This is a genomic window from Polaromonas sp. LjRoot131 (assembly GCF_964252805.1).
Taxonomy (GTDB): Bacteria; Pseudomonadota; Gammaproteobacteria; order Burkholderiales; family Burkholderiaceae_C; genus Polaromonas.
Map to the genome: position 1 here is coordinate 322,008 of NZ_CAXUPF020000003.1, position 24,252 is coordinate 346,259.

The window sequence follows — 24,252 nt, forward strand, 5'->3', positions numbered from 1 at the left end:
GTCAGGCCGGTGAAATTTGGGTGCGCATGTTCAATTGGGCCAGCGGCGCAGGATCAGCGAGGTGTTGATCCCGCCGAAGGCGAAGTTGTTGCTCATGACGATGTCGGTCTGCAGGCTGCGCCCGCCTTCGCGCACGTAGTCGAGCTCGCCGCAGCGCGGGTCCACGTTGCGCAGGTTGATGGTGGGCGCGAACCAGCCGTCGCGCATCATCTCCACGCTCATCCAGGCTTCCAGCGCGCCGCAGGCGCCCAGGGTGTGGCCCATATAACTTTTGAGCGAACTGATGGGGGTGCGGCCGCCGAACACTTCGTGCGTGCCCTGGCTCTCGGCGACGTCGCCGTGCTCGGTGGCGGTGCCGTGGGCATTGATGTAGCCGATGGCCTCGGGCGGCAGGCCGGCGCCGGCCAGGGCCAGGCGCATGGCCTGCGCCATGGTGCGCGGGTTCGGCTGGGTCACGTGCGTGCCGTCGCTGTTGGTGCCGAAGCCGATGATCTCGGCCAGGATGTTTGCGCCGCGTGCCTGCGCGTGCTCCAGCTCTTCGAGCACCAGGGTGCAGGCGCCTTCGCCCAGCACCAGGCCGTCGCGTTCGGCGTCGAAGGGGCGGGGGCTCAAGTGCGGTGTGTCGTTGCTGGTGCTGGTGGCGAAGAGGGTGTCGAACACCGCGGCATCGGTGGCGTCGAGTTCCTCGGCGCCGCCGGCCAGCATGGCGACTTGCCGGCCGCTCTGGATGGCCTCGAAGCCGTAACCCAGGCCCTGGCTGCCGGCCGTGCAGGCGCTGGAGGTCGGGATGATGCGCCCGGTGACGCCCAGGAACACGCCTATGTTGACGGCGGCCGAATGCGACATCATGCGGATGTAGGTGTTGGCGTTGATGCCTTCGGTGGTCTTGCGCGAAATCATGTTGCCGAAGTCGCCCATGGCGGCGGGCGAGCCTATGGACGAACCGTAGGAGATGCCCATCTTGCCGCTGGTAACGAGCGGGTCGCCGGCCAGGCCCGCGTCGGCCAGGGCCGTTTCGGCGGACAGGGTGGCCATGATGGCGACCCGGCCCATGCTGCGCGTGACCTTGCGGTTGTAGCGCGCGGGGAGTTCGAAGGGCGCGGCGCGGGTGCCCAGCCGCGTGTTCAGGCCCACGTAGTCGTCCCATTCGCGGATGTACTGGACGACGTTGCGCTCTTCGCGCAGGCGGGCGCTGACGGTGGGCCAGTCGTGGCCCAGCGGGCTGATGGCGCCCACGCCGGTGATGACGACGCGCTTCATCCGAACATCCCTCCGTTGACGGAGATCACCTGGCGTGTGATGTAGGCGGCGTCCGCCGAGAGCAGGAAGGACACGGCGGCCGCCACTTCCTCGGGGCGGCCCATGCGGCGGGCGGGAATCATGTGGAGGGCTTCCTCAAGCACGTGGGGTTCAATCATGTCGGTATCTATCAGGCCCGGGGCCACGCAGTTCACGGTAATTTCGCGCTTGGCCAGTTCCACCGCCAGCGCCTTGGTGGCGCCTATGATGCCGGCCTTGGCTGCACTGTAGTTGGTTTGGCCCCGGTTGCCCATCAGGCCGGACACGGAGGACAGCGTGACGATGCGCCCGGGCGCGCGCCTGCGCACCATGGGCATCACGATGGGGTTCAGTACGTTGTAGAAAGCGTCGAGGTTGGTGTGGATGACGGCATCCCAGTCTTCGCCGCTCATGGCGGGAAAGGCGTTGTCGCGCGCGATGCCGGCGTTGCAGACCACGCCGTAATAGGCGCCGTGGGCCTCGATGTCGGCCAGCAGCATGCTGGACGCCTGGGCGCGGTCCGTCACGTCAAAGCACAGCACGCGCGCCTCGCGGCCCATTTCGAGGATGGCGTTGGCCACCTCTTCGGCCTGCTCGCGCTGCTGGCGGCAGTGCACGGCTACGTCATAGCCGTCTTTGGCCAGGCGCAGCGCCACGGCCCGCCCTATGCCCCTGCTCGATCCCGTGACCAGCACGCAGCGGTTCATGATGTTTCTCCCTTTTTGCTATCCATAAATGCCCCGCCTTCGGGGGGCTCAAACACCGACAGGTTGGCCGAAGCCGCCAGTTCGCCGCCCACCAGGATGCGGCAGGCGAACATGCCCAGGCCGTTGTCCGCCATCAGCTCGCAATTGGCTTCGATGCGCAGGCACTCGCCGGCCTTGAAGGACTGGCGAAACACATCATAGCGACGGGTCCCCACCAGGAAACCCAGCGTGATGGCGCGCCCCTCGCGGCGCGCCCGCTGGCCGGCCCAGGCCGCGATGGCCTGGGCCATGTATTCGATGCCTATCCAGGCGGCCAGCTGTCCGTCGCGCAGGAACAGGCTGTCCTCGGCGATGTCGGCCTCGGCCACCACGCGCTCGGTGTCGACGCTGAGGATGCGGTCCAGCCAGCTCATGGTGCCGCGGTGCGGAACCAGGTCCGCCACCGGCAGGGACGTGTCCATCATGCTCATTCAGCTACTCCCCAGAAGGACGCTGGCATTGCTCCCGCCGAAAGCGAAGGAGTTGCTCAGGACGTGGCGCGGCGCGCGGCCCAGGCTTTCGCCGGGCGCCACCAGGCGCAGCGGCGCCAGGGCGGGGTCGGCCTCGCCGTCCCACCAGTGCGGCGGCAGCCGGCCTTGCGGGTTGTCCACCAGCGTCAGCCAGCTGAAGGCCGCCTCGACGGCGCCCGCGGCGGCCAGGGTATGGCCGGTCAGCGGTTTGGTGGAGCTGACCGGCACGCCGGTGCCCAGCACCTCGGCCACGGCCAGGCTTTCCATGATGTCGTTGTGCGGTGTCGCGGTGCCGTGAAGGTTCAGGTAGTCCACCGCGCCGGGCGCCACGCCGGCACGCTGCAGGGCGCCCTGCATGGCGCGCATCGCGCCGCGCCCTGTTGGGTCGGGCGCCGACATGTGGTGGGCGTCCGAGCTTTCGCCCCAGCCCGCCAGGCGCACCGGCGCTTCCTCGCGTGTCATCAGGAACAGCGCCGCGCCTTCGCCCAGGTTGATGCCGCGCCGGTTCAGCGACATCGGGTTGCAGCGCGTGGCCGAGACCGATTCCAGCGCCGAGAAGCCGGCCACCGTGAAGGCGCCCAGCGCATCGCAGCCGCCGGCCACCACGGCATCGGCCATGCCGGCGTTGAGCAGCCGCGCGCCGCTGGCCAGCGCCTTGGCGCCCGATGAGCAGGCGGTGGAAATGACGTGCGCGATGCCCGTGAGGCCCAATTCGGCGGCCAGGAAGTCGGCCAGGTTGCCGAGCTCCTGCTGGGCGTAGCTGAATCCCGTGGGCCAGGTGCCGCTGCGCTCATGCAGCGCACGCGCGGCCTCGCCCTCGGCCAGGCCCGAGGTGCTGGTGCCGACCACGACGGCGACACGCGAGGGGCCGAAGCGGTTGATCGCGGCCTCCACGGCGGGGCGAATCGCTTCAAGGGCCAGCAAGGCGATGGCGTTGTTGCGCACGCGGAACTGCGGCGCGGCATGGTCCAGGCTGGGCAGGGCCGCCTGGACTTCGCCCAGCGGCAGGCTGCGCCCGGGCGAATAACGCTCGGTCTGCACCAGCCCGCCGGGACCGGCCGCATTCCACAGCGCTTCGCGCACCTGGGGCAGGCCGTGGCCCAGCGCGCAGACCAGGCCGGGAGGGTGAAGATAAATCGTGCTCATGGCGATGAAAAAACCGGCGATGCGCCGCGGGTATGGATTTGCACGGTATAGCCTTCGGCATGCTGGACCAGCTCGACATGCTCGGCCGCCAGCTTGCGCACCGACACCCGCACACGGCCATCTTGGCTCAACTCGCGCGTTTGCGGCGACTCGGCCAGCTGCCAGCCCGGCGCCAGGCCCGCGCGCACGGCCTCAGCCGGCCACCAGACCAGCTGCAAGTCGCTGAGCACGCGTTCGGCGCTCACCACCTTGGGCCAGCCCGGTGCCAGGCTTTGCTCCAGCTGCCGGCCGTCCCATTCAAGGCGGGCCACGGTCTGGCCCAGCTGCAGAAAGGCCATGCGCACCGACTGGGCGTCAACTTCGAGCGCCACGTCCAGCGAGCGCGACTGGCCCGCGGCCTGGATGTCGAGCTGCTGCACCACCGCGAGTTCGCGGCCCAGTGAGGCCGGGGCCAGGCGCAGCAGCGGCGTGGCGGCCGGCGGCGAGGACGGCGAAGACGCGCAGCCCGCGAGCACGGCTGCGGCGGCAAGCACGGCGGCGAGGTACTTCAGGCCGAACACAATTCCTCCAGCACGGCCAGGCGCCGTTTGGACTCGGCGACGTAAGGGTTGCCGGTGTCCCAGGCATAACCGGCCAGGATGGACGAGATCATGCGGCGTATCTCGGGGCTGGCGTTTTCATGAAAGATGACTTTCTGGAAACCGCCGGCATACCAGGACTCGACGAACACCCGGAAGGTGTCGACACCGGCCTTGAGCGGGCGCGCGTAGTCGCTTTCCCAGTCGATGATCTCGCCCGCCGCCTGGCGCTTCAGGCAGGCGGCCGCGAGGCTGGCTGACTTGAAGGCAATGGTCACGCCGCTGGAAAACACCGGGTCCAGGAATTCGCCGGCATTGCCGAGCAGGGCGTAGTTCTTGCCCCACAGCGACTTGACGTTGGCCGAGTAGCCCGTGATGCTGCGCGCCGGGGTGTCCCACACCGCATTCGCGTACAGGGCGCGCAAGCCGGGCGCTTCGCTCACCAGCGCCTGCAGGCGCTCCGTGTCGCTGCCTGTGTATTGCGCGAGGAACTCGGTGCGCGCGACCACGCCCTGCGAGCAGCGGCCGTCGGAAAACGGGATGGTCCAGTACCAGACGTCGCAATGTTCGGGGTGCACGGTGACCAGGATTTTTTGCCGGTCAAAGCCCGCGCCGGCCGGAACCTTGTCCTGCACGTGGGTGAAGATAGCGCCGCGCGTGGGAAAGCCCGAGGGGTATTCCAGGCCCAGCAGCCGCGGCAGCACGCGGCCGAAACCGCTGGCGTCGAGCAGGAAGTTGGCGGTCACGCCGTAAGTGCGGCCGTCGGCGTCCCGCACCTGCACGCTGGGCCGCTCACCGGCCACGTCCACCGCCAGCACCTCGTGGCGGTAGCGGACTTCGGCACCCATGCGGGCCGCTTCGTTCGCCAGCACCTCGTCGAAGCGGGCGCGTTGCACCTGGTAGGTGGTGCCCCAACCCTGAGAAAATTTGTCGCGGAAGTCGAATTCGGTGTGCCGGTCGCCGCAGGTGAAGGCCGCGCCGTTCTTGTACTGGAAGCCGGCCTCGACGACGGCCCGCAGCATGCCGGCGGCCTCGATGTATTCCATGCTTTGCGGCAGCAGGCTCTCGCCGATCGAAAAGCGCGGGAACTGCTCGCGCTCAAGGATCAATACCTGGCGCCCCTGCTGGCGCAGCAGGCCCGCAGCCACGGCGCCCGCCGGGCCGGCCCCGATGATCAGGATGTCTGTGTGTTCTTGTGTCATGCCTGCCTTGGGTTGGGTTGATGTAATCGAAAGAGGGGCGCGAGCAGGCACACCAGCGCCAGCCCTATCAGCAGGGTCAGTCCGAAGGCATGCAGGGCCGGTGTCGCGGACAGGGCCAGCAGGCCGAAGGACAGGCCGGTGCTGAGCGCGCCCAGCAGCACGGCCAGCCAGGCGTGGCCCTGGTCCTCGCCCTGGTGCTCGAGCAGGAAAATCCCGTAGTCGACGCCCATGCCCAGCAAAAGCATCAGCGCCAGCAAATTGAAGAGCTGGAAAGGCTCGCCCAGCCAGCCCAGCGCGGCCAGGCAACCCAGCGACGCCAGTGCAGTCGGCAGCCAGGCGCGCCAGGCCGAGCGCCCGAAGCGCAAGGCCATGGCCGACCATACCACCACATGCCCCACCAGCAGCAGCCAGCCCATGGTGACCCGAAAGCGCCCCAGCAAGCCCGACATGTCGCCGGCCCGGTCCACCCAGTGCACGCCTTCGACCTGTTCGCCGAGCGTGTGCAGCGCTTCGGCCTGGGCCCGGTTGGCCAGGCCGCGTATCAGCACGGCACTGGCATAACCGCCGTCGATGGGCCCCAGCCATTGGGCGCGCGCCGCGGCAGAAGCGGGGCTGGCCAGCCAGGCCTGCAGTTCCAGCGGCGCCGGGTTGAAGGCCGGGCGTTGCAGGTCTTCGCCCAGCGCCTGGCTGACCTTGCGCAGCACCTGTTGTTCGGCCTCGCTGCTCAGGCGGCGGTTCTCGGCCTGTCGCGCGGCGGACGGCACCCAGTCGGAGACGGCGCTGAGCGCGGGCTTGCCGGCCTTGGCCGGGTCGCTGCGTAGTTTGTCCTTGAGCGCTTCTTCGCGCTGCAGCACGGCCTCGGGCGTGGCACCGCGCACCACAAAAAACTGTGCCGGGCTCGGTATCTGCAGCAGGCGGCTGACCTCGATCTGGTCCTTGATCAGCTCCGGCGGCGAGGACTGCAGCTGGCGCAGGTCGTCGTTGGCCTGCAGGCGGGAGACGCCCCAGGCGCACAGCAGGGTGAAGACCGCCAGCAGGGCCCACAGCCGGCGTCCCTTGAGCGCAGGCCAGCGCGCCAGGTTGGCGGCCACCGCGCTCGCCATGCGGCTGCCGCGCAGCGTGCCGCGGTCCAGCGCGGGAAACCAGCACACGGCGGTCAGGAACGCGGCGACCAGCCCCACGGACGAGAACACCGCCATCTGCCGCAAGCCCGGGAAAGGCACGACGGCCAGCACCAGGTAGCCGAGCACGCTGGTCAGCAGCGCCAGCGCCAGCCCGGGCAGCAGGTGTTTCATCAGCGGCCAGCGCGCGGTGCCGGGCGAGGCCAGCCGCGAGGTGAAATAGTGGATGCCGAAGTCCTCGGCCACGCCGACCAGGCTGGCGCCGAACACCAGCGTCAGCAAATGCACCTGGCCGAACACCCACACCGTGACGGACAGCGCCGCGGCGCAGCCCACCAGCAGCGACACCGCGATCAGCGCCACCGGCCGCAGCGCGCGGAAGGCCCACCACACCAGCGCGATGACGGCCGCCAGCGAGCCCCAGCCTATGGTGTTCATCTCGCGGTTGCCCTGGGCCGCGCCGGCTTCGGCATGCAGGGGCACGCCCGCGCGCAGCAGGGTGACCGGGCCGGCTTCGGCCGCCGCCCGGCCGGCCGCGTCCAGCGCGTCACCCCAGCGGCGCTCACCGTCGAGGCGAAAGGCCGAGCCTTCGGTTTCATACAGCAGCACCGCCCAGTCGCGTTTGCCGTCCGGGTCGGCCACCCACAGCAGGCCGTCGCGCGGCCGGGCCGCTGTCAGGCCCCCGCGTTGCGACCACCAGTCGGTCCACAGGCCCAGCGGGTCGGCCAGCCAGGCCGTCGGCTGGCCGGTGTTCAGGCCGTGCAGCCGTTCCAGCGCCTGCGCGGCCAGTGTGGAAGTGTCGGGCTTGCGCAGCTCCTCGCGCTGGCCGTCGGTGAGCAGCGCATCGCGCCAGGGACGGTAAAAATCCAGCGACTGCGTGGCCACACTGCCGTCGTTCGCGCGGCGCAGGCCCGCATGCGCAGCCGCCACGGAAGCGTCAAAGCGCGCGGCCGCATCCTGGGCGCCGCGCCAGTCGGGCGCGCCCAGCATGACCACGACGCGGCGCTCGCCCTGCTCGCCGAGCTGGCGCATGGCGCGCTGCGCGACCGGGGCTTTGTCGTCCTGTGGCAGCAGCGCGAAGACGTCGGTGTCGAGCCGGGGTGCCTGCCAGAACTGCCACTGGTGCCAGCCTATGGCGGCCACCACCAGCAACCAGGCGAGTGCCAGCCACTGCGGTGTGCCCAGGCGGGCCGATAGCCTCATGGGCCGAAACGCCCGGCTTCGGCCGGGCTCAGGCTGGACGCCGCGTGGTTGAAAAAGCGGATGCGGCTGGCGTCGCCCGAAGCCTCGTACAGGTTCACGCTGTCGACATGGCGATGGCCTTCGAGTTCTATGCGCGTGATGAAGCCGGCCAGGTTGGCGTCGCGCGGCTTGAGCGCCAGGCGCCAGCCCTGCGCGCCCTGCAGCGCGCCTTCGGCCTGGAAGCGCTCGGCCAAAGCCTTGACGTCGCCGGCCAGCAGCGCCATCAGCATTTCATTGACGGCCTTGAGGCCCGGCTCCTGGCGCGTGTCGATCTGGCGGCTGGCGCCGCTTTCGCCCAGCGTCAGCAGACGTTCGCGCGTGACGACCACGGTGGACGCGAAAGGCTGGGCCGTAACCCACTGAACGCCCTTGTCACGCGCCATGACGAATGTGCCCTTGGACACCAGCGGGCGCTTGAAGCCCTTGATGGTCTTGGTCTGCTCGAACTCGCCGCGCAGCACGGCGGGGTTCTCCAGGCGCCGGCCTATCTCGGCCAGCAGCTCGGGCGCGTTCTGTGCGTATGCGCCAGCGCAAACGACTGTCAGGCCGGCCGGCAGCAGGGAGAGGAAGGCGCGGCGCTGCATCATGCGCCAGGCCCCTTCACGCCCAGGCGTTCCCACAACACCGGCGGGCAGACCCAGCACATTTCAAGCGTGCTGATGTCCAGCGCGACCTGGATGGTGCTGGCCTTGTTGAGCCGTGCATTGGTTTCGGCGCACAGGATCAGGTAGTCGATCTTGAGCCGGTTTTCCCACTCGACGATGCGCGCACGTATGCGTATGCGCTGGCCGTAACGCACCGAGCCAACGTACTTCACGCGCAGGTCGACGATGGGCCAGGCGTAGCCGGATTCGTGCATCTGCGGGTAGTCGTAGTTGAACTTGGCCATCAGCGCGTTGCGCGCCAGCTCCAGGTACTTGACGTAGTTGCCGTGCCAGACGATGTTCATCGGGTCCAGGTCATGGAAGGCCGGGCTCAGTTCGATCTCGTGGCTGAGGTCGGGGCCGTTTGCGGCGGGTGTGGATGCTTCAGCCATGGTAGAGACTCCATTGCCCCGCGCGCATGCCGGCCAGCAGGCGCTGCAGGTCGGCGTCCAGCGCACGGTCTTCCTCGACCAGCGCGATCTCATTGGACAGGCGTTCGAGGAAGCCGGCCAGCGGTGCGGGCAGCGGCAGTTTGCTCAGGGGCAGGCGCAGGGCCAGGGCCTGCCGCGCGGCGATCAGCAGGGCGGCGACCACCTGCTCGGTCAGCTCCAGCACGCGCAGCGCGTCGCGCGCGGCGATGGTGCCCATGCTGACCTTGTCCTGGTTGTGGCATTCGGTCGAGCGCGAGAACACCGAGGCCGGCATGGTTTGCTTGAGGGCTTCGGCGGTCCAGGCCGAGACGCTGATCTGCAGCGCCTTCAGGCCGTGGTTGATGGCCGCGCGCGGCCCGGTGGCGGCCGACAGGTTGGCCGGCAGGCCGTGGTTGAAACGCGTGTCCACCAGCAGCGCGAGCTGGCGGTCCAGCAGGTCGGCCACGTTGGCCACCACGTTCTTGAGCGTGTCCATGGCCAGCGCGATATGGCCGCCGTAGAAATGCCCGCCGTGCAGCACGCGCTCCTCGTCGGGCTCAATCAGCGGGTTGTCGTTGGCGCTGTTGAGTTCGTTCTCGATCAGCTGGCGCAGCCAGGGCATCGCGTCTTCGAGCACGCCGATGACGTGCGGCGCGCAGCGCAGCGAATAGCGGTCCTGCAGGCGGCTCTCGTTGCGGGCCGGCCGGTCGGACAGCAAGTCTTCGCGCAGGCGGCGCGCCACAAGTTGCGGCCCCGCATGCGGCTTCAGCGAAAACAGCGTTTCGTCGAAATGGTGGGCATTGCCGTCGCTGGCCCAGACGTTGCAGGCGGTCAGCCGGGTCGCCAGGCGCGCTACGCCGTCGGCGCGCTCCCAGGCCAGGCAGGCGAGGCCGGTCATGACCGAGGTGCCGTTCATCAGCGCCAGTGCCTCCTTGGGCCGCAGGCGCAGGGGCTGCAGGCCGATGCGGGCCAGCGCCTCGGCGGCAGGCTGGCGCCGGCCTTCGAACAGCACCTCGCGCTCGCCGCACAGCACCGCAGCCACATAAGAAAGCGGCGTCAGGTCGCCGCTGGCGCCCACCGAGCCCTCGGCCGGGATCAGCGGCAGCACATCGTGCACCAGCAACTGCTCAAGCTGCATCAGCAGTTCCCAGCTCACGCCCGACACGCCCTGGCACAGCGAGGCCAGGCGCGCGGCCAGCACGGCGCGGGTTTCTTCGGGCGTCAGCCAGCGGCCGGCGCCAATGCCGTGAAAGGTGTAGAGGTGGTGCGGCAGCTCGGCGACCAGTTCGGGCGGGATGCTGACGGTGCAGGAATCGCCGTAGCCGGTGGTCACGCCGTAGACCACGCCGTCCTCGCGCAGCAGGCGGTCCAGGAAAGCCGCGCCGCGCACGATGCGCTCACGAAAGGCCGGGGCCTGGCCCAGTACCGCGGGGCGGGCGCGCGTCGACAGCGCGACAACGTCTTCCACGCCCAGGCGGCGGCCGTCAAAAATCACGGGTTGCATAGCTTCAGCGGTCATGGTCGCGATCAGGTTGTGCGGTGCGCGGCGGGATGGCCTGCGCCCAGAAAGGAAAAAAATTGAACCAGGCCAGCGGCGCGTTCGCCAGCAGTACTTCCAGCCAGTCGGCGAATTGCTGCGCATGGGCAACCATCGCCTCGCGGCGGGCATTGCGCGGCAGTGCCACCTGCTCGGCCAGGCAGTGCACGCGCAGCACGTAGCCGCTGCCTTGCACGCCGCTTTCGCGCACGCAGGCCATGGCATACAGCGGGCATTTGAGCAGGGCGGCCAGCACATAGGGGCCGACCGGCCATTGCGCTTCGTGGCCCAGGAAGCGGGCCGGCACGGACATGCTCTGGCGCACCGGCACGCGGTCGCCGGCGATCGCGACGAACTCGCCCTGCGCCACCTTGTCGGCCAGCATCATGGCGGTGGCCGGGTTGACGTCGGTGACCTGGATGAAACGCACTTCGCTGTCGGGGTGCAGCTGCTGCAGGATGCGGTTGAAGCGTTCCGCGTGCCGCGTGTGCACCAGCACGTTGAGCCGCACGCCGCGATGCCGCTCAGCGCTGACGCGGCACAGCTCCATGCAGCCGATGTGGCCGGTGACGATCACTGCGCCCCGGCCCGTGGCGCGGTGGGCCAGCAGGCCTTCCTCGCCTTCCACGCGAAGCGCGCTTTGTGGCAGGCCGCCGCTCACGGCCAGCAGCTTGTCCAGGATGGCGTCGGCAAAGGCCAGGAAATGCCGCAGGGTGTCGCGCCACGCGGGGGCATGGCCCAGGCTACCGGTGGCCGTCTCGAGTTTTTGCAGGTAGTCCAGCGAGGCGCGCCGCGCATCGCCGCGTGTCGCCCAGTAATACGTCACTACCGGGTACAGGCAAATGCGAAAGGGCAGACGGCCCAGCACACGGTAGACCCAGAACAGCAGCCGCACGCCGGCGACAAAAGTGTGTTCGCCCAGGCTGGCCCAGTGCGGCGCGGCCGGCGGCGTGAGAGACGGCGTCATGAGGCCACCTTGCGCCACAGCAAGATCGGCAGGCGCAGCAGCATGCCGGCCAGCATGCGCGCATGCATGCCGGAGATCAGCAGGTTGTCGCGCACCAGCTGGAAGTGCGACACGCCGTCGGCCGGGTAGCGCACCCGCGTCGGCAGGTTGACGATGCGCACGCCGCGCCAGTGCAGGCGCACCAGCAGTTCGGAGTCGAAGTCCATGCGCCGGCCCAGGCGGGCCTGGTTGAACAGCTTCACGACGGGCGCCAGCGGGTAGACGCGAAAGCCGCACATCGAATCTGCGATGTCCAGCGACAAGGTGTTGATCCAGACCCAGACGTGGGTCGCGTAGCGCCCATACAGCCGGGCCTTGGGAACGGACTCGTCATAGATGGGAACGCCGCAGACCACGGCATCGGGGTGGCTTGCCGAGGCTGCGAGGAAGCGGGGAATGTCGGCCGCTTCATGCTGGCCGTCGGCGTCGATCTGCAGCGCATGGGTATGGCCCAGCGACAGTGCATGCCGCAGGCCGGCCATCATCGCGCCGCCCTTGCCCTGGTTGTGGTCCAGCCTCAGCAGCACCATGCCGGCGCCGTGCAGCGCGGCGAGTTCGTCCAGCACTTGGGCGCAGGCCGCGTCGCTGCCGTCGTCGACCACCACCACTTCAAGGCCATGGGCGCGCACCGCGGCCACCATGGTGCCTATGGTTTGCGGGTGGTTGTAGCAGGGGATGACCGCGACAGCTTTATGCATTAGCGGCCCCGGTTCCATAAGACCAGACCGCGCGGCCGCTGGCGTGTTCGTTCGGGGTTGAAGCGCCGGAAGCATCCGAGCCCTCATGCGAGTACAGGCGAAAGCTCAGGCTGCACAGGCTCGCGTCGGCCAGCCGGGGCTTGAACTGCAGGGCCATGTACAAGGCCGTGCCGGGCTGCACCGGCCGCACGAATTTGAGGGCTTCCAGGCGCACAAAGTGTTGCGGCAGGGCAAAACATTCGCGCCCCAGCGACAGCGCCCAGTCGAGTTGCGCGACGCCCGGCAGGATGGGCGCGACCTCGAAATGGCCGTCGAACACCGTCAGGCCCGCGTGGATATCCAGCGTGGCCAGCGCGTCGGTGTCGCCGCGCTCCAGCCATTGCACGGCCGGCATTTCAGGGCGCGCCGCGGGCGCCTGGGCTGCGAAGAGCGCCGCCAGCAGCGCTTCCGGCGACTTGCCCTGCGCATTGACCGGCAAGGCCTCCACAAAACGCCAGCGCCTCGGGATGGCCAGGGCCTCCACGCCGCTGGACAAGGCTTCGCGCAAGGACTCGAGCAGCCCGCGCCGGCCCTGGCTATCCCGCTCGCGGCCCTCTGGGGTCAGTACCGCCACCAAGCCCACGCGGGCGCCCACGGCGGTGTCGACCACCAGCGCTTTGGCTTCCTGCACCCAGGGCGTTTTCAGCAGCAGTTGCTCGACCGCGCTGAGCGAGACGCGTTTTTCCTCGATCTTGGCGATGCGGTCGACACGGCCCAGCAGGCGGAAGCTGCCGGCGCCGGCCGGCGCGGCGCGGTCGCTGGTGGTCCACCAGGCGGTGTCGGGCAGGCGCGGCGACTGCACGGCCAGGCACTCGCCGTCCAGGCGCCACTGCACGTCGGCAAACGGCTGCCAGGGCTGGTCCGCCGCAGCGCACTGGCGCCAGGCGATGCCGCCGGTTTCCGAGCTGCCGAAAACCTCGATGGGCGTGTGGCCCAGGATCACGGCCGCGGACTGGGACACCTCAAAGGGCAGGGGCCCGCCCGAAGAGAAAACGGCGCGCAGTTGCTGCCGGGCCAGTTGCCAGTCCGGCGGCTCGGCCAGGCGCTTGAGGTGGGCCGGGGTGGACACCAGGATGGACGCCTGGGCGCCCAGGCAGGCGGCCAGGTCTTCGGGGTAGAGCAGCCGGCGCAAGCCGAAAGGCCGGCCGGCGGCCAGCGGCCACAGCACCAGGAACAGCAGGCCGTAGATGTGTTGGTGCGACACCGTCGCCCACACCGTGGGTGCGCCGTCGGCCAGCCGCTGCCCCAGGGCTTCTTCGAGCGCGCCGACCTCGGATACGAGCTGGTCCAGGCGTTTGTCGATGGCCTCGGGACGGCCTTGCGATCCCGAGGTGTAAAGCCGCAGGCGCGCCGCGTGAGGGTCCAGGGGCTCGCGGGCCGTCGCCGGGGCTTGGGATTCAGTGCCGGCCTGCAGCGCGCCGGGCAGGTCGCCGGCCAGCAGGTAGCCGGCCTCCAGCAGGGTGCTGAGCGTGTCGGGCCGGTCGTCGCCGGGCAGCACCGCGGTTTTGCCCAGGTGCCAGACGGCCAGCAGCGCCGCCGCGAACTCAAAGGGGTCGTTGAAGTAGATGGCGCAATGGGATTCGGGCCGCGCGGAGAGCGCGGCCTGCCAGCACGCCACCCTGTGAAGCAGGTCGGCATGCGACAGGTGCCCACCGTCGGCGCGCAGCGCCACTCGGCGCCGCGCATCCGGCGGGCGGCAGGCCAGCTCGCTCAGGGACCACCAGTCGGCCATGCTGTCAGCCCTGCGCGCTGCTGGCGGCAATGCGGGCGCGCACGCGGCGCCGAACCAGCCACTCCCCGGCCATCAGCACGCCCATGAGGCAATAGGAAACCAGGCCGTTGTACAGCGTCCAGGTCGCATCGCTGGCCCACAGCGCCGTGGCGAAAGCCGTGATGCCGTTGAAGATGAAGAACAGGCACCACACCTGCGTCACACGGCGTGTGTAGGCCACGGCTTCAGGCGGAAGATCGGGCTCGCGCAGGCGCGCAAAACGTTCGATGGCGCTGGGCGGATAAGCCAGGCTGGCGGCAAACAGCGCGAGCAGCACGGCGCTGACAACCACCGGGTAGAGCTTGAGCGGCATCCACGCATTGCCGGCCCAGCTGAAGACGGCCAGCAGCAGGGCGCCGGCGGCAAAACCCCAGGTCACCGCCGTGCGGCTCACCACCAGGCGCGCCAGCGCCAGGCCCAGCAGCAGCAAGGCCAGCCAGCGCGGCTCAAGCCGGCCCAGGCTGAGGTAAACAATCAGCGGATAAGCCAGCGTGACAAGCGCCAGCAGTACGCCGATGACATGTTTAGGCATCCGCCGCCTCATGCCCGGCCGTCAGCTTGTGCAGGGCGTCGACGACGTCGCTCACGGTGCGCACCATCTTGAAGGCTTCGGGCTGCAGCTTTTGCCCCACCAGCGGCTTGAGCTGCACCATGAGGTCGACCGCGTCAATGCTGTCGATGTCCAGGTCGTCGCGCAACCGGGCTTCGGGCACGATGCGCTCGGCTTCGATGCCGAAGGTTTCCACAAGAATGGTCACGATGCGCTGGAATATTTCGTTTTTGGTCATGATGGCGTCCTGCAGTGAAATCAACGCGTGCGCTGCGAGCCGACAAAGGCCGCGAGCGCCTGCACGCTGGAAAAGTAGTTGCGCGTCTCCTCGGAATCGGCCGAAACGCTGACGCCGTAGCGCCGTTGCAGGGCCAGTCCCAGTTCGAGGGCGTCGATGGAGTCCAGCCCCAGGCCCTTGACGAACAGCGGCTCGGCGGCATTGATGTCGTCGGGCGTCAGGTCTTCGAGGGCCAAGGCGCTGATGATCAGTTCCTTGATCTCGCTTTCAAGCGTTTGCGTGTCTTGGGTCACTGCGTGTCTCCGTGGTGAAATAGTCGGCCAGGTGTTCGGTCAGGCGGCGCGCGGCCAGGGCCTCGCTGCCGCAGCTGTCCACCAGGGAAGCGATGGGCATGTCGTCGCGCACCTCGATGCGGAAATGCGGGCGGCGCGCCGGGATACGCCACCAGGGTACGCCTTTGGCAAGCATGGAGGGGTTGCACTGGATCAGCACCGGCGTCACGTCCACCTTGCCGCGCACCGCCACGTTGGAGGCGCCGCGCTGGAGTTTGCCGGGCGCGCCGTTGATCGGCGTGCGCGTGCCTTCGGGAAAGATGATCAGGTTGTTGCCCGCGCGCAGCGAGGCCACACTGTCTTCCACCATCGCCGGGCCGCCGTTGTTGCAGATAAAGCCCGCGGCCAGCACCGGTCCGCGCGTGAAGGGATTGGCCGCCAGCGCAGCCTTGACCACACAGTCGGCCCGGGCGGTGAACGAGATCAGGAAGACCACGTCGATCAGCGACGGGTGGTTGGCCAGCACCAGCAGGCCCTGGCGCTTGAGTTTTTCGAGGCCGTGCGTCTCGTAGCTGAAGATGCCCAGCCCGTGCATCAGGCCCACGAAGGCGCGAAAGGACTGGTGGATGACCCAGCGCGCCGAAACCGACAGGCGACCAGGGTCGCGGATGAACAGCGACAGCGCCGGGAACACCACAATCCACAGCAGCAGGCCGCCCAGCCCGAAACAGGTAAAACTCAGCGCGGTCGCAAACAGGCGCCAGGCGTAATTCAGGCGCCTAAGCATGGGCGCTCCAGCGCCAGCTTGTGCCGGCCCTGTCATGGCGCAGCAGCGGCGCGGGAGCGGTGATGTCCCGCAAAGCAATGGACTGGAGCAAGTGGCGCAGCACGGCCAGGCCGGCGGGCCAGCCCGCGGTGCCGGGGTCGGCGATGCCGTCGGCCTCATCGCCGCAGAGTTCAAGGCTCAGTGCCGGTGAAGCGTTCTGACCCGAAGTCCCTGGACGCGCCACGCGCCAGGCCCAGGCGTATTCGCAGGCGGGCTCGTCTTCAAATTCGGCATAGCCATCCGGCAGGGGCGCTTCGTAATACACCACCAGCACCTCGGGCGCGCCGTCGGCCAGCAGGGCGGCGGCTTCGGTCAGCGCCGCCGCGACGCTGGCGCGGCCGCCCGCCACCACCACGGTGTTGTCGGTATGGCCCTGGGCAATCGAGTACAGGGCCGAGACGGCGTTGTGCACGGAAAGGCCGAAACCGGCCGGCGACAGCGGCTGGCCCTGCACCAGGTCGCCGAGCAGTGCCAGGGAGCGGGTGGCGTCGCCGTAACGCGAAGCGAACACCATGGGCGCGCCGGCGGGGGATTGGCACCAGTAGGCGACCTGGCAGGCCAGGCGGCCCAGGCGGTCGACGCGGCGCCGCATCATGGCGGGCATTTCCGCGAGCGCGGGCACGGTCTCCACCAGGGGACGGGGAAGCTGGGGAAAGCCTTTGGCCCACCTGAGCCAGTCGTCATGACGGGTGAGCCCGTCGGCATAGGCCGACCATTCGAGAATGATGAATTCGAAGCGCAAAACTGACTCGTGGGTGGATGACCTCAATGACTGATCGGGCCGATCACAAACCATTCACCGTGCCCCCCTTGTGGCCCCGGATACCGGCGCCCTCTTGTGTTTTGGGCGATTTTACACGGGCCCAGGCCCCGCCCTGACGCCTTTTACCCACAGTTTGGCGCTCTTCGCCAGAGGTAAATCGAGGCAAATCGGGGGAAACCAGTAGCCAGACCCGCAGCGTTTTTCGCAGGCCCAGGCGATACCATCGTTTCATTTTCCCAACAAGGTGCTGCCGTGGACCATAAATGGCTGGAAGACTTCATCGCCCTGGCACGCGAGCGCAGCTTTTCGCGGGCCGCCGAACTGCGCCACGTGACCCAGCCGCAGTTCTCGCGCCGCGTGCGCGCGCTGGAGCTCTGGGCCGGCGCCGACCTGGTCAACCGCGCCGTCGTGCCGCTGGCGCTCACGGCCGCCGGCGAAGAACTGCTGCCCGTGGCGCGCCGCGCCGTGGACGGCCTGGGCGACGTGCGCGCCCGCATACGCCATGCGCAGGGCGGCCTCGACTGGGTCACGCTGGCCACCGGCCGCACCTTGTCGCGCACCACCGTGCCGGCCTGGCTGGCGCGCGTCAAGCGCGGCGCCGGCGAATTCCGCCTGCGCATCCTCACCGGCTCCATCCACGAAGGCGCCACTGCGCTGGAGCAGGGCGCGGCCGACTTCCTGCTGTCTTTCACGCACCCGCGCCTGCCCATGCGGCTGGACGACCAGGCTTTCGAGGGGCTGACCCTGGGCACCGACGAACTGGTGGCCGTGAGCGCGCCGCGCCCCGACGGGCAGGCGCTGCATACCCTGCCCGGCAGCGCGCGCGAGCCGGCGCGCGTGCTCGGTTACGCGCCCACGCTGGCGCTCGGCCAGGTCCTGCAGGACGGGCTGAGCCGCGATGCGCGCGAGTTCTTCCTGTACACCGTGACCGAGTCCGACTTCGCCGAGTCCCTGCATGAGCAGGCCCTGCAGGGCGTGGGCCTGGCCTGGCTGCCGCGCGGCCTGGTCGGCGACGACCTGCGCAGCGGCCGGCTGGTCGCGGCCGACCCGCAGGCGCTGGCCGTGCGCTTCGAGATACGGCTGTACCGCAATCGCAGCCCGCGCAACGAATTGGTGCAGAAAATCTGGGCCGCAAGCACAAACTGATGATCCGCATGCGCCCATGCGTGATGCGCATGCGGCGTCCAGGGAGGGCTTCCTAGACTGGCTCCACTAAACAAGGAGACCGTCGTCATGCCCCCACATTCCACCTTTTCCCGCCGCGCCCTGCTGGCGTTGCTGGCCTTTTCGGGCCTTTCCACCGCCCAGGCCCAGGGTTGGCCCACGGCCAAGCCGATCTCGCTGGTGGTGGGCTACCCCGCCGGCGGCAGCGTGGACCTGGTCGCGCGCATCATTGCCGAGCCGCTGGCCAAGCGCCTGGGCACGCCCGTCGTCGTCGAGAACGTCGGCGGCGCCGGCGGCACCATAGGCGCGCAAAAGGTCGTCAGCGCCAATCCCGACGGCTACACCCTGCTGCTGGGTTCGGGCAGCGAGGTGTCCATCGCCAGGCTCTACAACGCCGCCATCAAGTACAACGGCGAAACCGACCTGGCGCCGGTGGGGCTGATAGGCGTCACGCCCATGGTGTTTGTGACCAACACCCAGACCGGCGTCAAGACCATCGAAGAAGCCATCGCCAAATCCAAACGCGAACGCAACCAGCTGAGCTTTGCGTCTTCGGGCATAGGCACGCCTCTGCACGTGTCCGGTGAACTCATCAACCTGATGGCCGGCACCAGCTTCCGCCACGTGCCTTACCGCGGCGCGGGCCAGCAACTGCAGGACCTGCTGGGCGGCAACATCGAGTTCAGCGTCTCGGTGCTGTCCTCCGCGCTGCCCCATATCGAGTCGGGCAGGATGATTCCGCTCGGCGTCACCACGCCCACACGCTCGCGCGCCGCCCCGCAAATCCCCGCGCTGGCCGAGAATCCCCGGCTCAAGGGTTATGACATGAACGTCTGGTTCGGCCTTTTCGGCCCCGCCAAACTGCCGGCGCCTATGGTCGCGCGGCTCAACCGTGAACTCAACGACATCCTGCGCGAGGAAGCCGTCTGGCAAAAACTGCAAAAAGCCGGCATCTCCAACGAAGGCGGCACACCCCAGGCGCTCACGGCTTTTGTGCGCGCCGAAACCCAGCGCGTGCGCGCCGTCGTCAACAAGGCCGTTAGCACCGGGGCTGCGAACTGATGCAACACCACCCGGTCCTGACCTTGCCGCCGAAGCTGGCGCGCTGGGCGAAGTCACCCACCGGCGTTCCTTATGTGCATGAGCGAAGCGGCGCCGCGCCCGGCCCCGAGATCCTGGTCACGGCGCTGGTGCACGGCAATGAATTTTCGGGCGCCATCGCGCTGGCCGAACTGCTGGCCGCGGGCTGGCAACCGGCGTGCGGCCGGGTCACGCTGGCCTTCTGCAACGTCGCCGCCTTTGAGCGCTTCGACACCGCCCAGCCCGACGCCTCGCGTTTTGTCGACGAAGACTTCAACCGCGTCTGGGCCGCCGACGTGCTCGACGGGCCGCGCCGCAGCGCCGAGCTGGACCGCGCGCGCCAGATCAGGCCTTTTGTGGACCGCGCCACGCATTTGCTGGACCTGCATTCCATGCACGAACCCTGCGCGCCCTTGCTGGTCACCGGCACCCTGGCGCGCAACATCGCGTTTGCCCAGGGCTTGCGCACCGCGGGGCAAGTCATCGTCGACGCCGGCCATGCCAACGGCGTGCGCATGCGCGACTACGGCGAATTTGCGAACAAGCAAGGCGGGCGCATCGCGCTGTTGCTGGAGGCCGGCCAGCACTGGGACCCGCGCGCCGTCAGCGCCGCGCGCGACACCTTGATGCGCTTCCTGGTGCAGGCCGGCGCGCTGGCCCGCCGCGAAGTGCCTGTCGGCTGGCTGCTCCCCGACCGGGAGCCGCCCGCGCCTGTGGTGGTCACCGACCGTGTGGTGGCGACGTCCATGGATTTCAGTTTTCGCGAAAACTACACCGGCGGCGAAACCATCCGCAAAGCCGGCACCATGATCGCCGTCGATGCGGGCCGCGAAGTGCTCACGCCTTATGACGACTGCGTGCTGGTCATGCCCTCGCTGCGGCAATTGCGGCCGGGGGTGACGACGGTGCGGCTGGGGCGGCGGGCCTGAGCCTGGAAAGCGCGTAAAGCGCTACAGCATCGGAAGCCGTATCCATAAACGCGCACCCGTGGGTGCCAGGGCTTCATAACCCGCCTGGCCGCCGTGCCGCTCGGCCACGCTGTGCACGAAGTAAAGGCCCAGGCCGGTGCCGTGGGCCGTCTGCTGCGCCGCTTTTTGCGTGCTGAAGCGTTCAAACAGGTGGGGCAGCATTTCCGCGCTGACGCCGGGCCCCTGGTCGGCCACCGACAGTTCGGCTTTTCCGTTTTGCAGGGCCAGCGTCAGGGTGACGGTGCTGCCCGCGGGCGAGAAGCGCAGGGCGTTGTGCAGCAGGTTGTCGAGCGCGCGCTCGATCAGGTGGAAGTCGCCGCGTATCCACACCGGCTCATCGGGGATGTGGCGCAGCAGGCGCACGGATTTTCCCTGCGCCGATTCGTAGACCGCGTCGGTGGCCTGGTGTGCGACGCTGCCGAGGTCGATCTCGCGCAGGTCTTTCTGCTCCAGGCTTTGCACGCGGGCAATCGACAGAAAGGATTGCGCCAGCTTGTGCGCGCGGCGCAGTTGCTGGAAAAGCCGGTGCTGGTGGGTTTCGTCCAGCGTTCCGCCGCCCAGCTGCTGCACGGCGGCGGCCAGGGGCACGCGGATGTCGTGTGACAGGAAGGCCAGGGTCTCTTCGCGCTCTTTGTGCAGGTCGTGAAAGCGCTGCTGCGCCTGCTTGACGTGGTCGATGCGCTGCTCGAACCGGAGCCGGTGAAACGGGCTGTCCGCCGCCGCGCCGGTCAATTGATGGAGCTGCCAGTCCAGGTAGCGCCTGGCCGTTTCGAGGCGGCGCCAGCTCCACAAGGGGTAGGCCGCGATCGCGGCGACCAGGGCGCCCGAGGGCGCGAACCAGCGCCCGGACACCAGGGGCAGGGCAACGCTGAAGGCCACCAGCGCCGCAAACCATGCCGTGTTGACCAGCAGGCCCGGCAGCGGCATGAAGCGCAGTGCCCACAGCAGCGGCACCAGCGCCAGCGCGGCACTCAGCGCCAGCGTCCAGGCCCTTCCCAGCGGCACGATAAAACGGTCGTCGCGCAGGTTCAGCAGCACATTGGCCAGCACTTCCACGCCCGGCATGGCGGCGCCGTTGGTGGTGACCGGCGTGGACAGGATGTCGCCCATGCCGGCCGCCGTCGCGCCCACGAAGACGACCTTGCCGCGCAGTGCCTGCGCGGGTTCGCCGGGGCGCATGAGTTCCGCCGCCGAGACGGTGGGAATCGTGCCCGGCGGGCCGGCAAAGCGCAGCAGGCGCGGCTCGCGCCGCACCAGTGTGGGTGCCTGCTCGGTGACGGGCCGTGCCGCATCGCCGGGCTGCAGGTGGGCGGCATCGGCCGGAGGCTGCCAGCCGCTGATCTGCAGCGCGGTCTGCGCCAGCAGGGGCCAGTCGGCGCTGCCCACGCCTTCCCACAGGTCGACGCCGCGCGCCACGCCGTCGTCGTCCAGGCGCACGCTCACGCGCCCCAGGCCGGCGGCGGACCGGGCCAGCAGCGGGATCGGCGGCGACTCCAGCAACTGGCCGCCCAGGCGGGCGCTTTCCATCACAACGGGCAGCGACACGTTGCCGCAGGCACGCATGGCCTTGGCCAGGGCCTGGTTGCCGGCGGTATCGTCACCGACCTCATTGAAGGCGATGTCCATCGCCACGGCTTTCGGCGAAGCCCGGCATATCTGCTGCAGCAGCTCGGCGTGGACGCGGCGCGGCCAGGGCCAGCGGCCCAGTTCCTGCAGGCTGGCCTGGTCGATCGCCACGATCACCACGCCGGACGGCGCGGGCTGCGCGCCCAGCCGCTGCGACAGGTCGAAGACAAAATGGTCGATGCGCGCCAGCCAGCCGCTGGCGCTCACCCCCAGCGCCAGCGCGGCCAGCACCAGGCCCATGCCCAGGAGTTCACGCAGGCTGTGCGCGCTGCGGGGCGGAGGCGTGTTTTGCATGCCGGCCTACAGCAGCAACAGCGGCAAGCCCAGCAGCCATAGATAGGGATGGCGCGAGGGCACGTCTATCTTCTGCAGCATGGGCGGCCCGGCGGTGCCGTCCTGGTTGTCGACCAGGCGGACGCCGAGGAAATGCGTACCGCCCGAGGGACGGGGCAGGCGGACCGCGCCGTCGAAGGAGTCCTGTTGCTGGTCTTCGGGCGCCATGCCGGGCGTGGCCGACACCGAGACCCGGTAGTGATGGTCCGCCGGCGGCGCGGGCAGATCCAGCAGCAGCGCGTCGGTTTCGTAGCGCAGGGCGGCCTGGCCCAGGTCGGGCATCCCCGGCGCGGGTTTGTAGCTGAAGGACGACGCGGCAGACCACGGCCCTTGTTCGCCCTGCGCCGTGATGCTGGCCACGCGCCAGTGCAGCTTGCCTTCGGGCAGGTCGTCCGTGGGCAGCCACTCGGTTTGCGCCACGGGCTGGTCCAGCAGGGCTTGCGCGAAATCTTCAGACTTGGAGGCTTGCACGCGGTAGCGCGCGGCGTCCACCGCGCTGGTCCAGCGCAGGGCCGGGCGCGGCGAGCGCACCGTGGCGGCGCGGCCCGGTGCCTGCAAGGCGGGGGCGAAAGGGCGGGCGGCGACGGTGAAGCCGTGCCGCGCTTCCAGTCCCTGCAGGCCCAGCGCATCCAGGGCGCGCACGCGCAGGATGTAGCGGCCGTTGGGCAGGTCGGCGAAACTCAGGACGCCTGAGCCCGGCGCCGAAGTCCTTTCCGCGAGGATGGCGTCAAAGTTGCTGTCCTGGGAAACCTGGCCCCACAAGACAGCGCCTTGTTCGCCGCGCGCGGGAGGCGATGAAAAGCGCAGCGGCAGTTGCTCCAGGCGCGTCGGAAGGCCGGACACGTCGGGCGCGCGGGGCAGGGCGCGGGGCGGCAAGGGCGCTTCGCCCGGGCGCGCGACCGTGCCGAAGCCGGGCCCCACCACCACGGTCTTTCCGGTGGCATCCACGCCGACGGACCCTTCCAGGGTTTCCTCGCGCGTCTGGCCGGCTTCCACGCCGACGCGGAACACCGTGCCGCGCACCACCGCCTGGGCGCTGGGCGTCAGCACGCGCAAATTCTGCTGGGCTCGCTTTCCCGGGTTGTCGGTGATTTCCGTCTGGCCCCGCAGCAGGCGGACCCGCGTGTCGGCCATCAGGCCGTTGGCATACAGGCTGAGGGTGTCCAGCACCAGCGTCGAGCCCGGGTGCACGCGCAGCTGCGTGCCGTTCGCCAGCTCCAGCGTGGCGCTGGCCAGCGCTTCGGTCTGGAGCTCGGCGCCCACCGACAAGACCTGTCCCGTGGACGCGGTTTTCCACGCGCCCTCGGGCTCACGCCAGCGCACGCTGCCGTGCACCGTTTTTAAGGTGGCCTGGCCGGGGCTGCTGCGCAGCATGGAGGCGGGAATGCGCAGCACCGTGCCGGGCGGGATGCGATGCGGATCGGCAATCCGGTTGAGCCGCTGCACCACGTCCCAGCGCTGCGGTTCCACCAGGTGGCGCTGGCCCAGGCTGATCAGCGTGTCCCCGGGGCGCACGCTGTAAAGCCAGGCCGGCGCGCTGGACGCCTTGTCGGGCACGCCGGCGGCGGGCAAAGGCTGGGCCGGTGCGAAGGCGGCGATGCCAAGCGACAGAAATCCGCCGGCGGCAATTTTTTTGTACATGGAAAGGCTTCCGGAACATGCCGGCCCGCGAGGGCGAGGGCCCGGCTCGAACTGGCGGGAAGAGGGTGAGTGGACCTCAGTCATGCAGCCACTCGAGACGGTAGCCCTGGCCGTAGACCGACACCAGGCGCCAGCCCGACTCCGGAGACAGCCTGAGCTTTCTGCGCAGGGCGCTGGCCTGTACGTCGACCTTGCGCGACTCCACGTCGGTGTTGTGCCCCCAGACCGTCAGCAGCAGGTGGGAGCGCGTCAGCAGGCGCCCCACGTTTTGCAGCAGGTGCAGGGCGAAATCGGTTTCCAGGTCGGTCAGCTCCACGCGCCGGCCCTCCAGAAAGCATTGCCGGGTGCTGAAGTCCACTTCCAGCGGCCCCCAGGCGCTGCGCCGTGTTTCCTGTTTCAGCCCTGAGCGGTGCAGCACGACATTGAGCCGCGCCAGCAGGATGGGCCGGGAAACCGGTTTGACCAGGTAGTCGACCGCGCCGGCCGACAGCATCTGCACCACGTCGTCCTCGCTGTCGCGCGCCGACAGAAAAATCACCGGCGGACAGGCGTCCTTGAGCTGCAGCCGCAGCCTGGTCAGCACCTCGGGCCCCGACATGTCCGGCACCAGCCAGTCCAGCAGGCAGGCCGCGTACTGCCCTCTTTCCACGGCCCGGGCGCAGTCGGCGCCGCGGCTGAACAGGTCCACCGCCAGGCCGGCTTCCCGGATCCATCCACACACCGCTTCGGCGGTTTCAGGCTCGTCCTCCAGGTAGGCGATTCGGGGGGCGGAGGTGTGGGGCATACGGATTCAGGTGCCGGCGGATTAAGCCGAATCGTTACTTGCAGTTACATGTTTTGGGGTTTGGAGCTTTGCAAGTTTAGTGGTCTGACAACTGTCTGCCCACCCCTTTTCGCCTCGAG

The 24,252-nt window shown here is 69.1% G+C and carries 24 protein-coding genes; 3 read left to right on the top strand and 21 right to left on the bottom strand.

Features of this window, described 5'->3' with window-relative positions:
* Nucleotides 1-30: 30 nt before the first annotated feature.
* From ACSQ27_RS16185 to ACSQ27_RS16270, 18 genes are read right to left on the bottom strand one after another with little or no spacing between them, the layout of a single operon-like run.
* A complete protein-coding gene (locus ACSQ27_RS16185; RefSeq protein WP_436156522.1) occupies nucleotides 31-1,260 on the bottom strand; it encodes a beta-ketoacyl-ACP synthase in 1,230 nt (409 codons plus the stop codon).
* Complete coding sequence (gene fabG / locus ACSQ27_RS16190) at nucleotides 1,257-1,985, bottom strand: 3-oxoacyl-ACP reductase FabG (protein WP_436156523.1); 729 nt, start codon at nucleotides 1,983-1,985, stop codon at nucleotides 1,257-1,259. Before fabG ends, ACSQ27_RS16185 begins: the two co-directional genes overlap by 4 nt.
* Nucleotides 1,982-2,455 (bottom strand): ApeP family dehydratase, encoded by a 474-nt coding sequence (locus tag ACSQ27_RS16195; protein ID WP_436156524.1) that lies wholly within the window; start codon nucleotides 2,453-2,455, stop codon nucleotides 1,982-1,984. The genes fabG and ACSQ27_RS16195 overlap by 4 nt, the downstream gene beginning before the upstream one ends.
* Nucleotides 2,456-3,640: a beta-ketoacyl-ACP synthase gene (locus ACSQ27_RS16200; RefSeq protein ID WP_436156525.1), complete on the bottom strand. Its 1,185-nt coding sequence runs from the start codon at nucleotides 3,638-3,640 to the stop codon at nucleotides 2,456-2,458. It lies immediately after the preceding gene.
* A complete protein-coding gene (locus ACSQ27_RS16205) occupies nucleotides 3,637-4,200 on the bottom strand; it encodes a DUF3261 domain-containing protein (RefSeq protein ID WP_436156526.1) in 564 nt (187 codons plus the stop codon). The genes ACSQ27_RS16200 and ACSQ27_RS16205 overlap by 4 nt, the downstream gene beginning before the upstream one ends.
* Nucleotides 4,188-5,420 (bottom strand): NAD(P)/FAD-dependent oxidoreductase, encoded by a 1,233-nt coding sequence (locus tag ACSQ27_RS16210; protein WP_436156527.1) that lies wholly within the window; start codon nucleotides 5,418-5,420, stop codon nucleotides 4,188-4,190. Before ACSQ27_RS16210 ends, ACSQ27_RS16205 begins: the two co-directional genes overlap by 13 nt.
* A complete protein-coding gene (locus tag ACSQ27_RS16215; protein WP_436156528.1) occupies nucleotides 5,417-7,744 on the bottom strand; it encodes an MMPL family transporter in 2,328 nt (775 codons plus the stop codon). The genes ACSQ27_RS16210 and ACSQ27_RS16215 overlap by 4 nt, the downstream gene beginning before the upstream one ends.
* Nucleotides 7,741-8,370: an outer membrane lipoprotein carrier protein LolA gene (locus tag ACSQ27_RS16220; RefSeq protein ID WP_436156529.1), complete on the bottom strand. Its 630-nt coding sequence runs from the start codon at nucleotides 8,368-8,370 to the stop codon at nucleotides 7,741-7,743. Before ACSQ27_RS16220 ends, ACSQ27_RS16215 begins: the two co-directional genes overlap by 4 nt.
* Complete coding sequence (locus ACSQ27_RS16225; RefSeq protein WP_436156530.1) at nucleotides 8,367-8,819, bottom strand: acyl-CoA thioesterase; 453 nt, start codon at nucleotides 8,817-8,819, stop codon at nucleotides 8,367-8,369. Before ACSQ27_RS16225 ends, ACSQ27_RS16220 begins: the two co-directional genes overlap by 4 nt.
* Nucleotides 8,812-10,356 carry an HAL/PAL/TAL family ammonia-lyase gene (locus tag ACSQ27_RS16230; protein ID WP_436156531.1) on the bottom strand — a complete coding sequence of 515 codons (1,545 nt, stop codon included), beginning with the start codon at nucleotides 10,354-10,356 and terminating at the stop codon, nucleotides 8,812-8,814. Before ACSQ27_RS16230 ends, ACSQ27_RS16225 begins: the two co-directional genes overlap by 8 nt.
* Nucleotides 10,346-11,341 (bottom strand): LpxL/LpxP family acyltransferase, encoded by a 996-nt coding sequence (locus ACSQ27_RS16235; RefSeq protein ID WP_436156532.1) that lies wholly within the window; start codon nucleotides 11,339-11,341, stop codon nucleotides 10,346-10,348. Before ACSQ27_RS16235 ends, ACSQ27_RS16230 begins: the two co-directional genes overlap by 11 nt.
* Nucleotides 11,338-12,078, bottom strand: coding sequence for a glycosyltransferase family 2 protein (locus ACSQ27_RS16240; RefSeq protein ID WP_436156533.1), 741 nt, complete (start codon nucleotides 12,076-12,078; stop codon nucleotides 11,338-11,340). The genes ACSQ27_RS16235 and ACSQ27_RS16240 overlap by 4 nt, the downstream gene beginning before the upstream one ends.
* A complete protein-coding gene (locus tag ACSQ27_RS16245; RefSeq protein WP_436156534.1) occupies nucleotides 12,071-13,849 on the bottom strand; it encodes an AMP-binding protein in 1,779 nt (592 codons plus the stop codon). The genes ACSQ27_RS16240 and ACSQ27_RS16245 overlap by 8 nt, the downstream gene beginning before the upstream one ends.
* 4 nt (nucleotides 13,850-13,853) lie before the next feature.
* Nucleotides 13,854-14,420, bottom strand: a complete 567-nt coding sequence (locus tag ACSQ27_RS16250) for a hypothetical protein (protein WP_436156535.1) — start codon at nucleotides 14,418-14,420, stop codon at nucleotides 13,854-13,856.
* Nucleotides 14,413-14,676, bottom strand: a complete 264-nt coding sequence (locus tag ACSQ27_RS16255; protein WP_436156536.1) for an acyl carrier protein — start codon at nucleotides 14,674-14,676, stop codon at nucleotides 14,413-14,415. The genes ACSQ27_RS16250 and ACSQ27_RS16255 overlap by 8 nt, the downstream gene beginning before the upstream one ends.
* A 20-nt stretch (nucleotides 14,677-14,696) precedes the next feature.
* On the bottom strand, nucleotides 14,697-14,969 hold the full coding sequence (locus ACSQ27_RS16260) for a phosphopantetheine-binding protein (RefSeq protein WP_436156537.1): 273 nt from the start codon (nucleotides 14,967-14,969) through the stop codon (nucleotides 14,697-14,699).
* Entirely contained in the window at nucleotides 14,944-15,735 is a 792-nt protein-coding gene (locus tag ACSQ27_RS16265) for a lysophospholipid acyltransferase family protein (protein WP_436156538.1), read from the bottom strand. Before ACSQ27_RS16265 ends, ACSQ27_RS16260 begins: the two co-directional genes overlap by 26 nt.
* On the bottom strand, nucleotides 15,728-16,516 hold the full coding sequence (locus ACSQ27_RS16270) for a beta-ketoacyl synthase chain length factor (protein ID WP_436156539.1): 789 nt from the start codon (nucleotides 16,514-16,516) through the stop codon (nucleotides 15,728-15,730). The genes ACSQ27_RS16265 and ACSQ27_RS16270 overlap by 8 nt, the downstream gene beginning before the upstream one ends.
* A gap of 273 nt (nucleotides 16,517-16,789) precedes the next feature.
* Between ACSQ27_RS16270 and ACSQ27_RS16275 the strand changes: the two genes are divergently transcribed.
* From ACSQ27_RS16275 to ACSQ27_RS16285, 3 genes are all read left to right on the top strand, one after another.
* The gene (locus tag ACSQ27_RS16275) at nucleotides 16,790-17,683 is read left to right on the top strand and encodes a LysR substrate-binding domain-containing protein (RefSeq protein ID WP_436156540.1); all 894 of its coding nucleotides are present in this window, start codon (nucleotides 16,790-16,792) and stop codon (nucleotides 17,681-17,683) included.
* An 87-nt stretch (nucleotides 17,684-17,770) separates the two neighbouring features.
* On the top strand, nucleotides 17,771-18,763 hold the full coding sequence (locus tag ACSQ27_RS16280; protein WP_436156541.1) for a Bug family tripartite tricarboxylate transporter substrate binding protein: 993 nt from the start codon (nucleotides 17,771-17,773) through the stop codon (nucleotides 18,761-18,763).
* Nucleotides 18,763-19,710, top strand: a complete 948-nt coding sequence (locus tag ACSQ27_RS16285; protein WP_436156542.1) for a succinylglutamate desuccinylase — start codon at nucleotides 18,763-18,765, stop codon at nucleotides 19,708-19,710. The genes ACSQ27_RS16280 and ACSQ27_RS16285 overlap by 1 nt, the downstream gene beginning before the upstream one ends.
* 21 nt (nucleotides 19,711-19,731) lie before the next feature.
* Here the strand turns inward: ACSQ27_RS16285 and ACSQ27_RS16290 are convergent, their stop codons facing one another.
* The 3 genes from ACSQ27_RS16290 to ACSQ27_RS16300 all read right to left on the bottom strand — a co-directional run bounded on the left by ACSQ27_RS16290 (nucleotide 19,732) and on the right by ACSQ27_RS16300 (nucleotide 24,133).
* The gene (locus ACSQ27_RS16290) at nucleotides 19,732-21,669 is read right to left on the bottom strand and encodes a CHASE2 domain-containing protein (RefSeq protein ID WP_436156543.1); all 1,938 of its coding nucleotides are present in this window, start codon (nucleotides 21,667-21,669) and stop codon (nucleotides 19,732-19,734) included.
* Nucleotides 21,670-21,675: 6 nt separating this feature from the next.
* On the bottom strand, nucleotides 21,676-23,349 hold the full coding sequence (locus tag ACSQ27_RS16295) for a FecR domain-containing protein (protein WP_436156544.1): 1,674 nt from the start codon (nucleotides 23,347-23,349) through the stop codon (nucleotides 21,676-21,678).
* Between the two features lie 76 nt (nucleotides 23,350-23,425).
* Entirely contained in the window at nucleotides 23,426-24,133 is a 708-nt protein-coding gene (locus ACSQ27_RS16300; RefSeq protein ID WP_436156545.1) for a response regulator transcription factor, read from the bottom strand.
* Nucleotides 24,134-24,252: the final 119 nt, after the last annotated feature.

Bases quoted from the DNA above. Each gene is read 5' to 3' on its own strand.
- ACSQ27_RS16185 (WP_436156522.1), bottom strand. From the start codon at position 1,260: ATGAAGCGCGTCGTCATCACCGGCGTGGGCGCCATCAGCCCGCTGGGC.
- fabG (WP_436156523.1), bottom strand. From the start codon at position 1,985: ATGAACCGCTGCGTGCTGGTCACGGGATCGAGCAGGGGCATAGGGCGG.
- ACSQ27_RS16195 (WP_436156524.1), bottom strand. From the start codon at position 2,455: ATGAGCATGATGGACACGTCCCTGCCGGTGGCGGACCTGGTTCCGCAC.
- ACSQ27_RS16200 (WP_436156525.1), bottom strand. From the start codon at position 3,640: ATGAGCACGATTTATCTTCACCCTCCCGGCCTGGTCTGCGCGCTGGGC.
- ACSQ27_RS16210 (WP_436156527.1), bottom strand. From the start codon at position 5,420: ATGACACAAGAACACACAGACATCCTGATCATCGGGGCCGGCCCGGCG.
- ACSQ27_RS16215 (WP_436156528.1), bottom strand. From the start codon at position 7,744: ATGAGGCTATCGGCCCGCCTGGGCACACCGCAGTGGCTGGCACTCGCC.
- ACSQ27_RS16220 (WP_436156529.1), bottom strand. From the start codon at position 8,370: ATGATGCAGCGCCGCGCCTTCCTCTCCCTGCTGCCGGCCGGCCTGACA.
- ACSQ27_RS16225 (WP_436156530.1), bottom strand. From the start codon at position 8,819: ATGGCTGAAGCATCCACACCCGCCGCAAACGGCCCCGACCTCAGCCAC.
- ACSQ27_RS16230 (WP_436156531.1), bottom strand. From the start codon at position 10,356: ATGACCGCTGAAGCTATGCAACCCGTGATTTTTGACGGCCGCCGCCTG.
- ACSQ27_RS16235 (WP_436156532.1), bottom strand. From the start codon at position 11,341: ATGACGCCGTCTCTCACGCCGCCGGCCGCGCCGCACTGGGCCAGCCTG.
- ACSQ27_RS16240 (WP_436156533.1), bottom strand. From the start codon at position 12,078: ATGCATAAAGCTGTCGCGGTCATCCCCTGCTACAACCACCCGCAAACC.
- ACSQ27_RS16245 (WP_436156534.1), bottom strand. From the start codon at position 13,849: ATGGCCGACTGGTGGTCCCTGAGCGAGCTGGCCTGCCGCCCGCCGGAT.
- ACSQ27_RS16250 (WP_436156535.1), bottom strand. From the start codon at position 14,420: ATGCCTAAACATGTCATCGGCGTACTGCTGGCGCTTGTCACGCTGGCT.
- ACSQ27_RS16255 (WP_436156536.1), bottom strand. From the start codon at position 14,676: ATGACCAAAAACGAAATATTCCAGCGCATCGTGACCATTCTTGTGGAA.
- ACSQ27_RS16265 (WP_436156538.1), bottom strand. From the start codon at position 15,735: ATGCTTAGGCGCCTGAATTACGCCTGGCGCCTGTTTGCGACCGCGCTG.
- ACSQ27_RS16280 (WP_436156541.1), top strand. From the start codon at position 17,771: ATGCCCCCACATTCCACCTTTTCCCGCCGCGCCCTGCTGGCGTTGCTG.
- ACSQ27_RS16285 (WP_436156542.1), top strand. From the start codon at position 18,763: ATGCAACACCACCCGGTCCTGACCTTGCCGCCGAAGCTGGCGCGCTGG.
- ACSQ27_RS16290 (WP_436156543.1), bottom strand. From the start codon at position 21,669: ATGCAAAACACGCCTCCGCCCCGCAGCGCGCACAGCCTGCGTGAACTC.
- ACSQ27_RS16295 (WP_436156544.1), bottom strand. From the start codon at position 23,349: ATGTACAAAAAAATTGCCGCCGGCGGATTTCTGTCGCTTGGCATCGCC.
- ACSQ27_RS16300 (WP_436156545.1), bottom strand. From the start codon at position 24,133: ATGCCCCACACCTCCGCCCCCCGAATCGCCTACCTGGAGGACGAGCCT.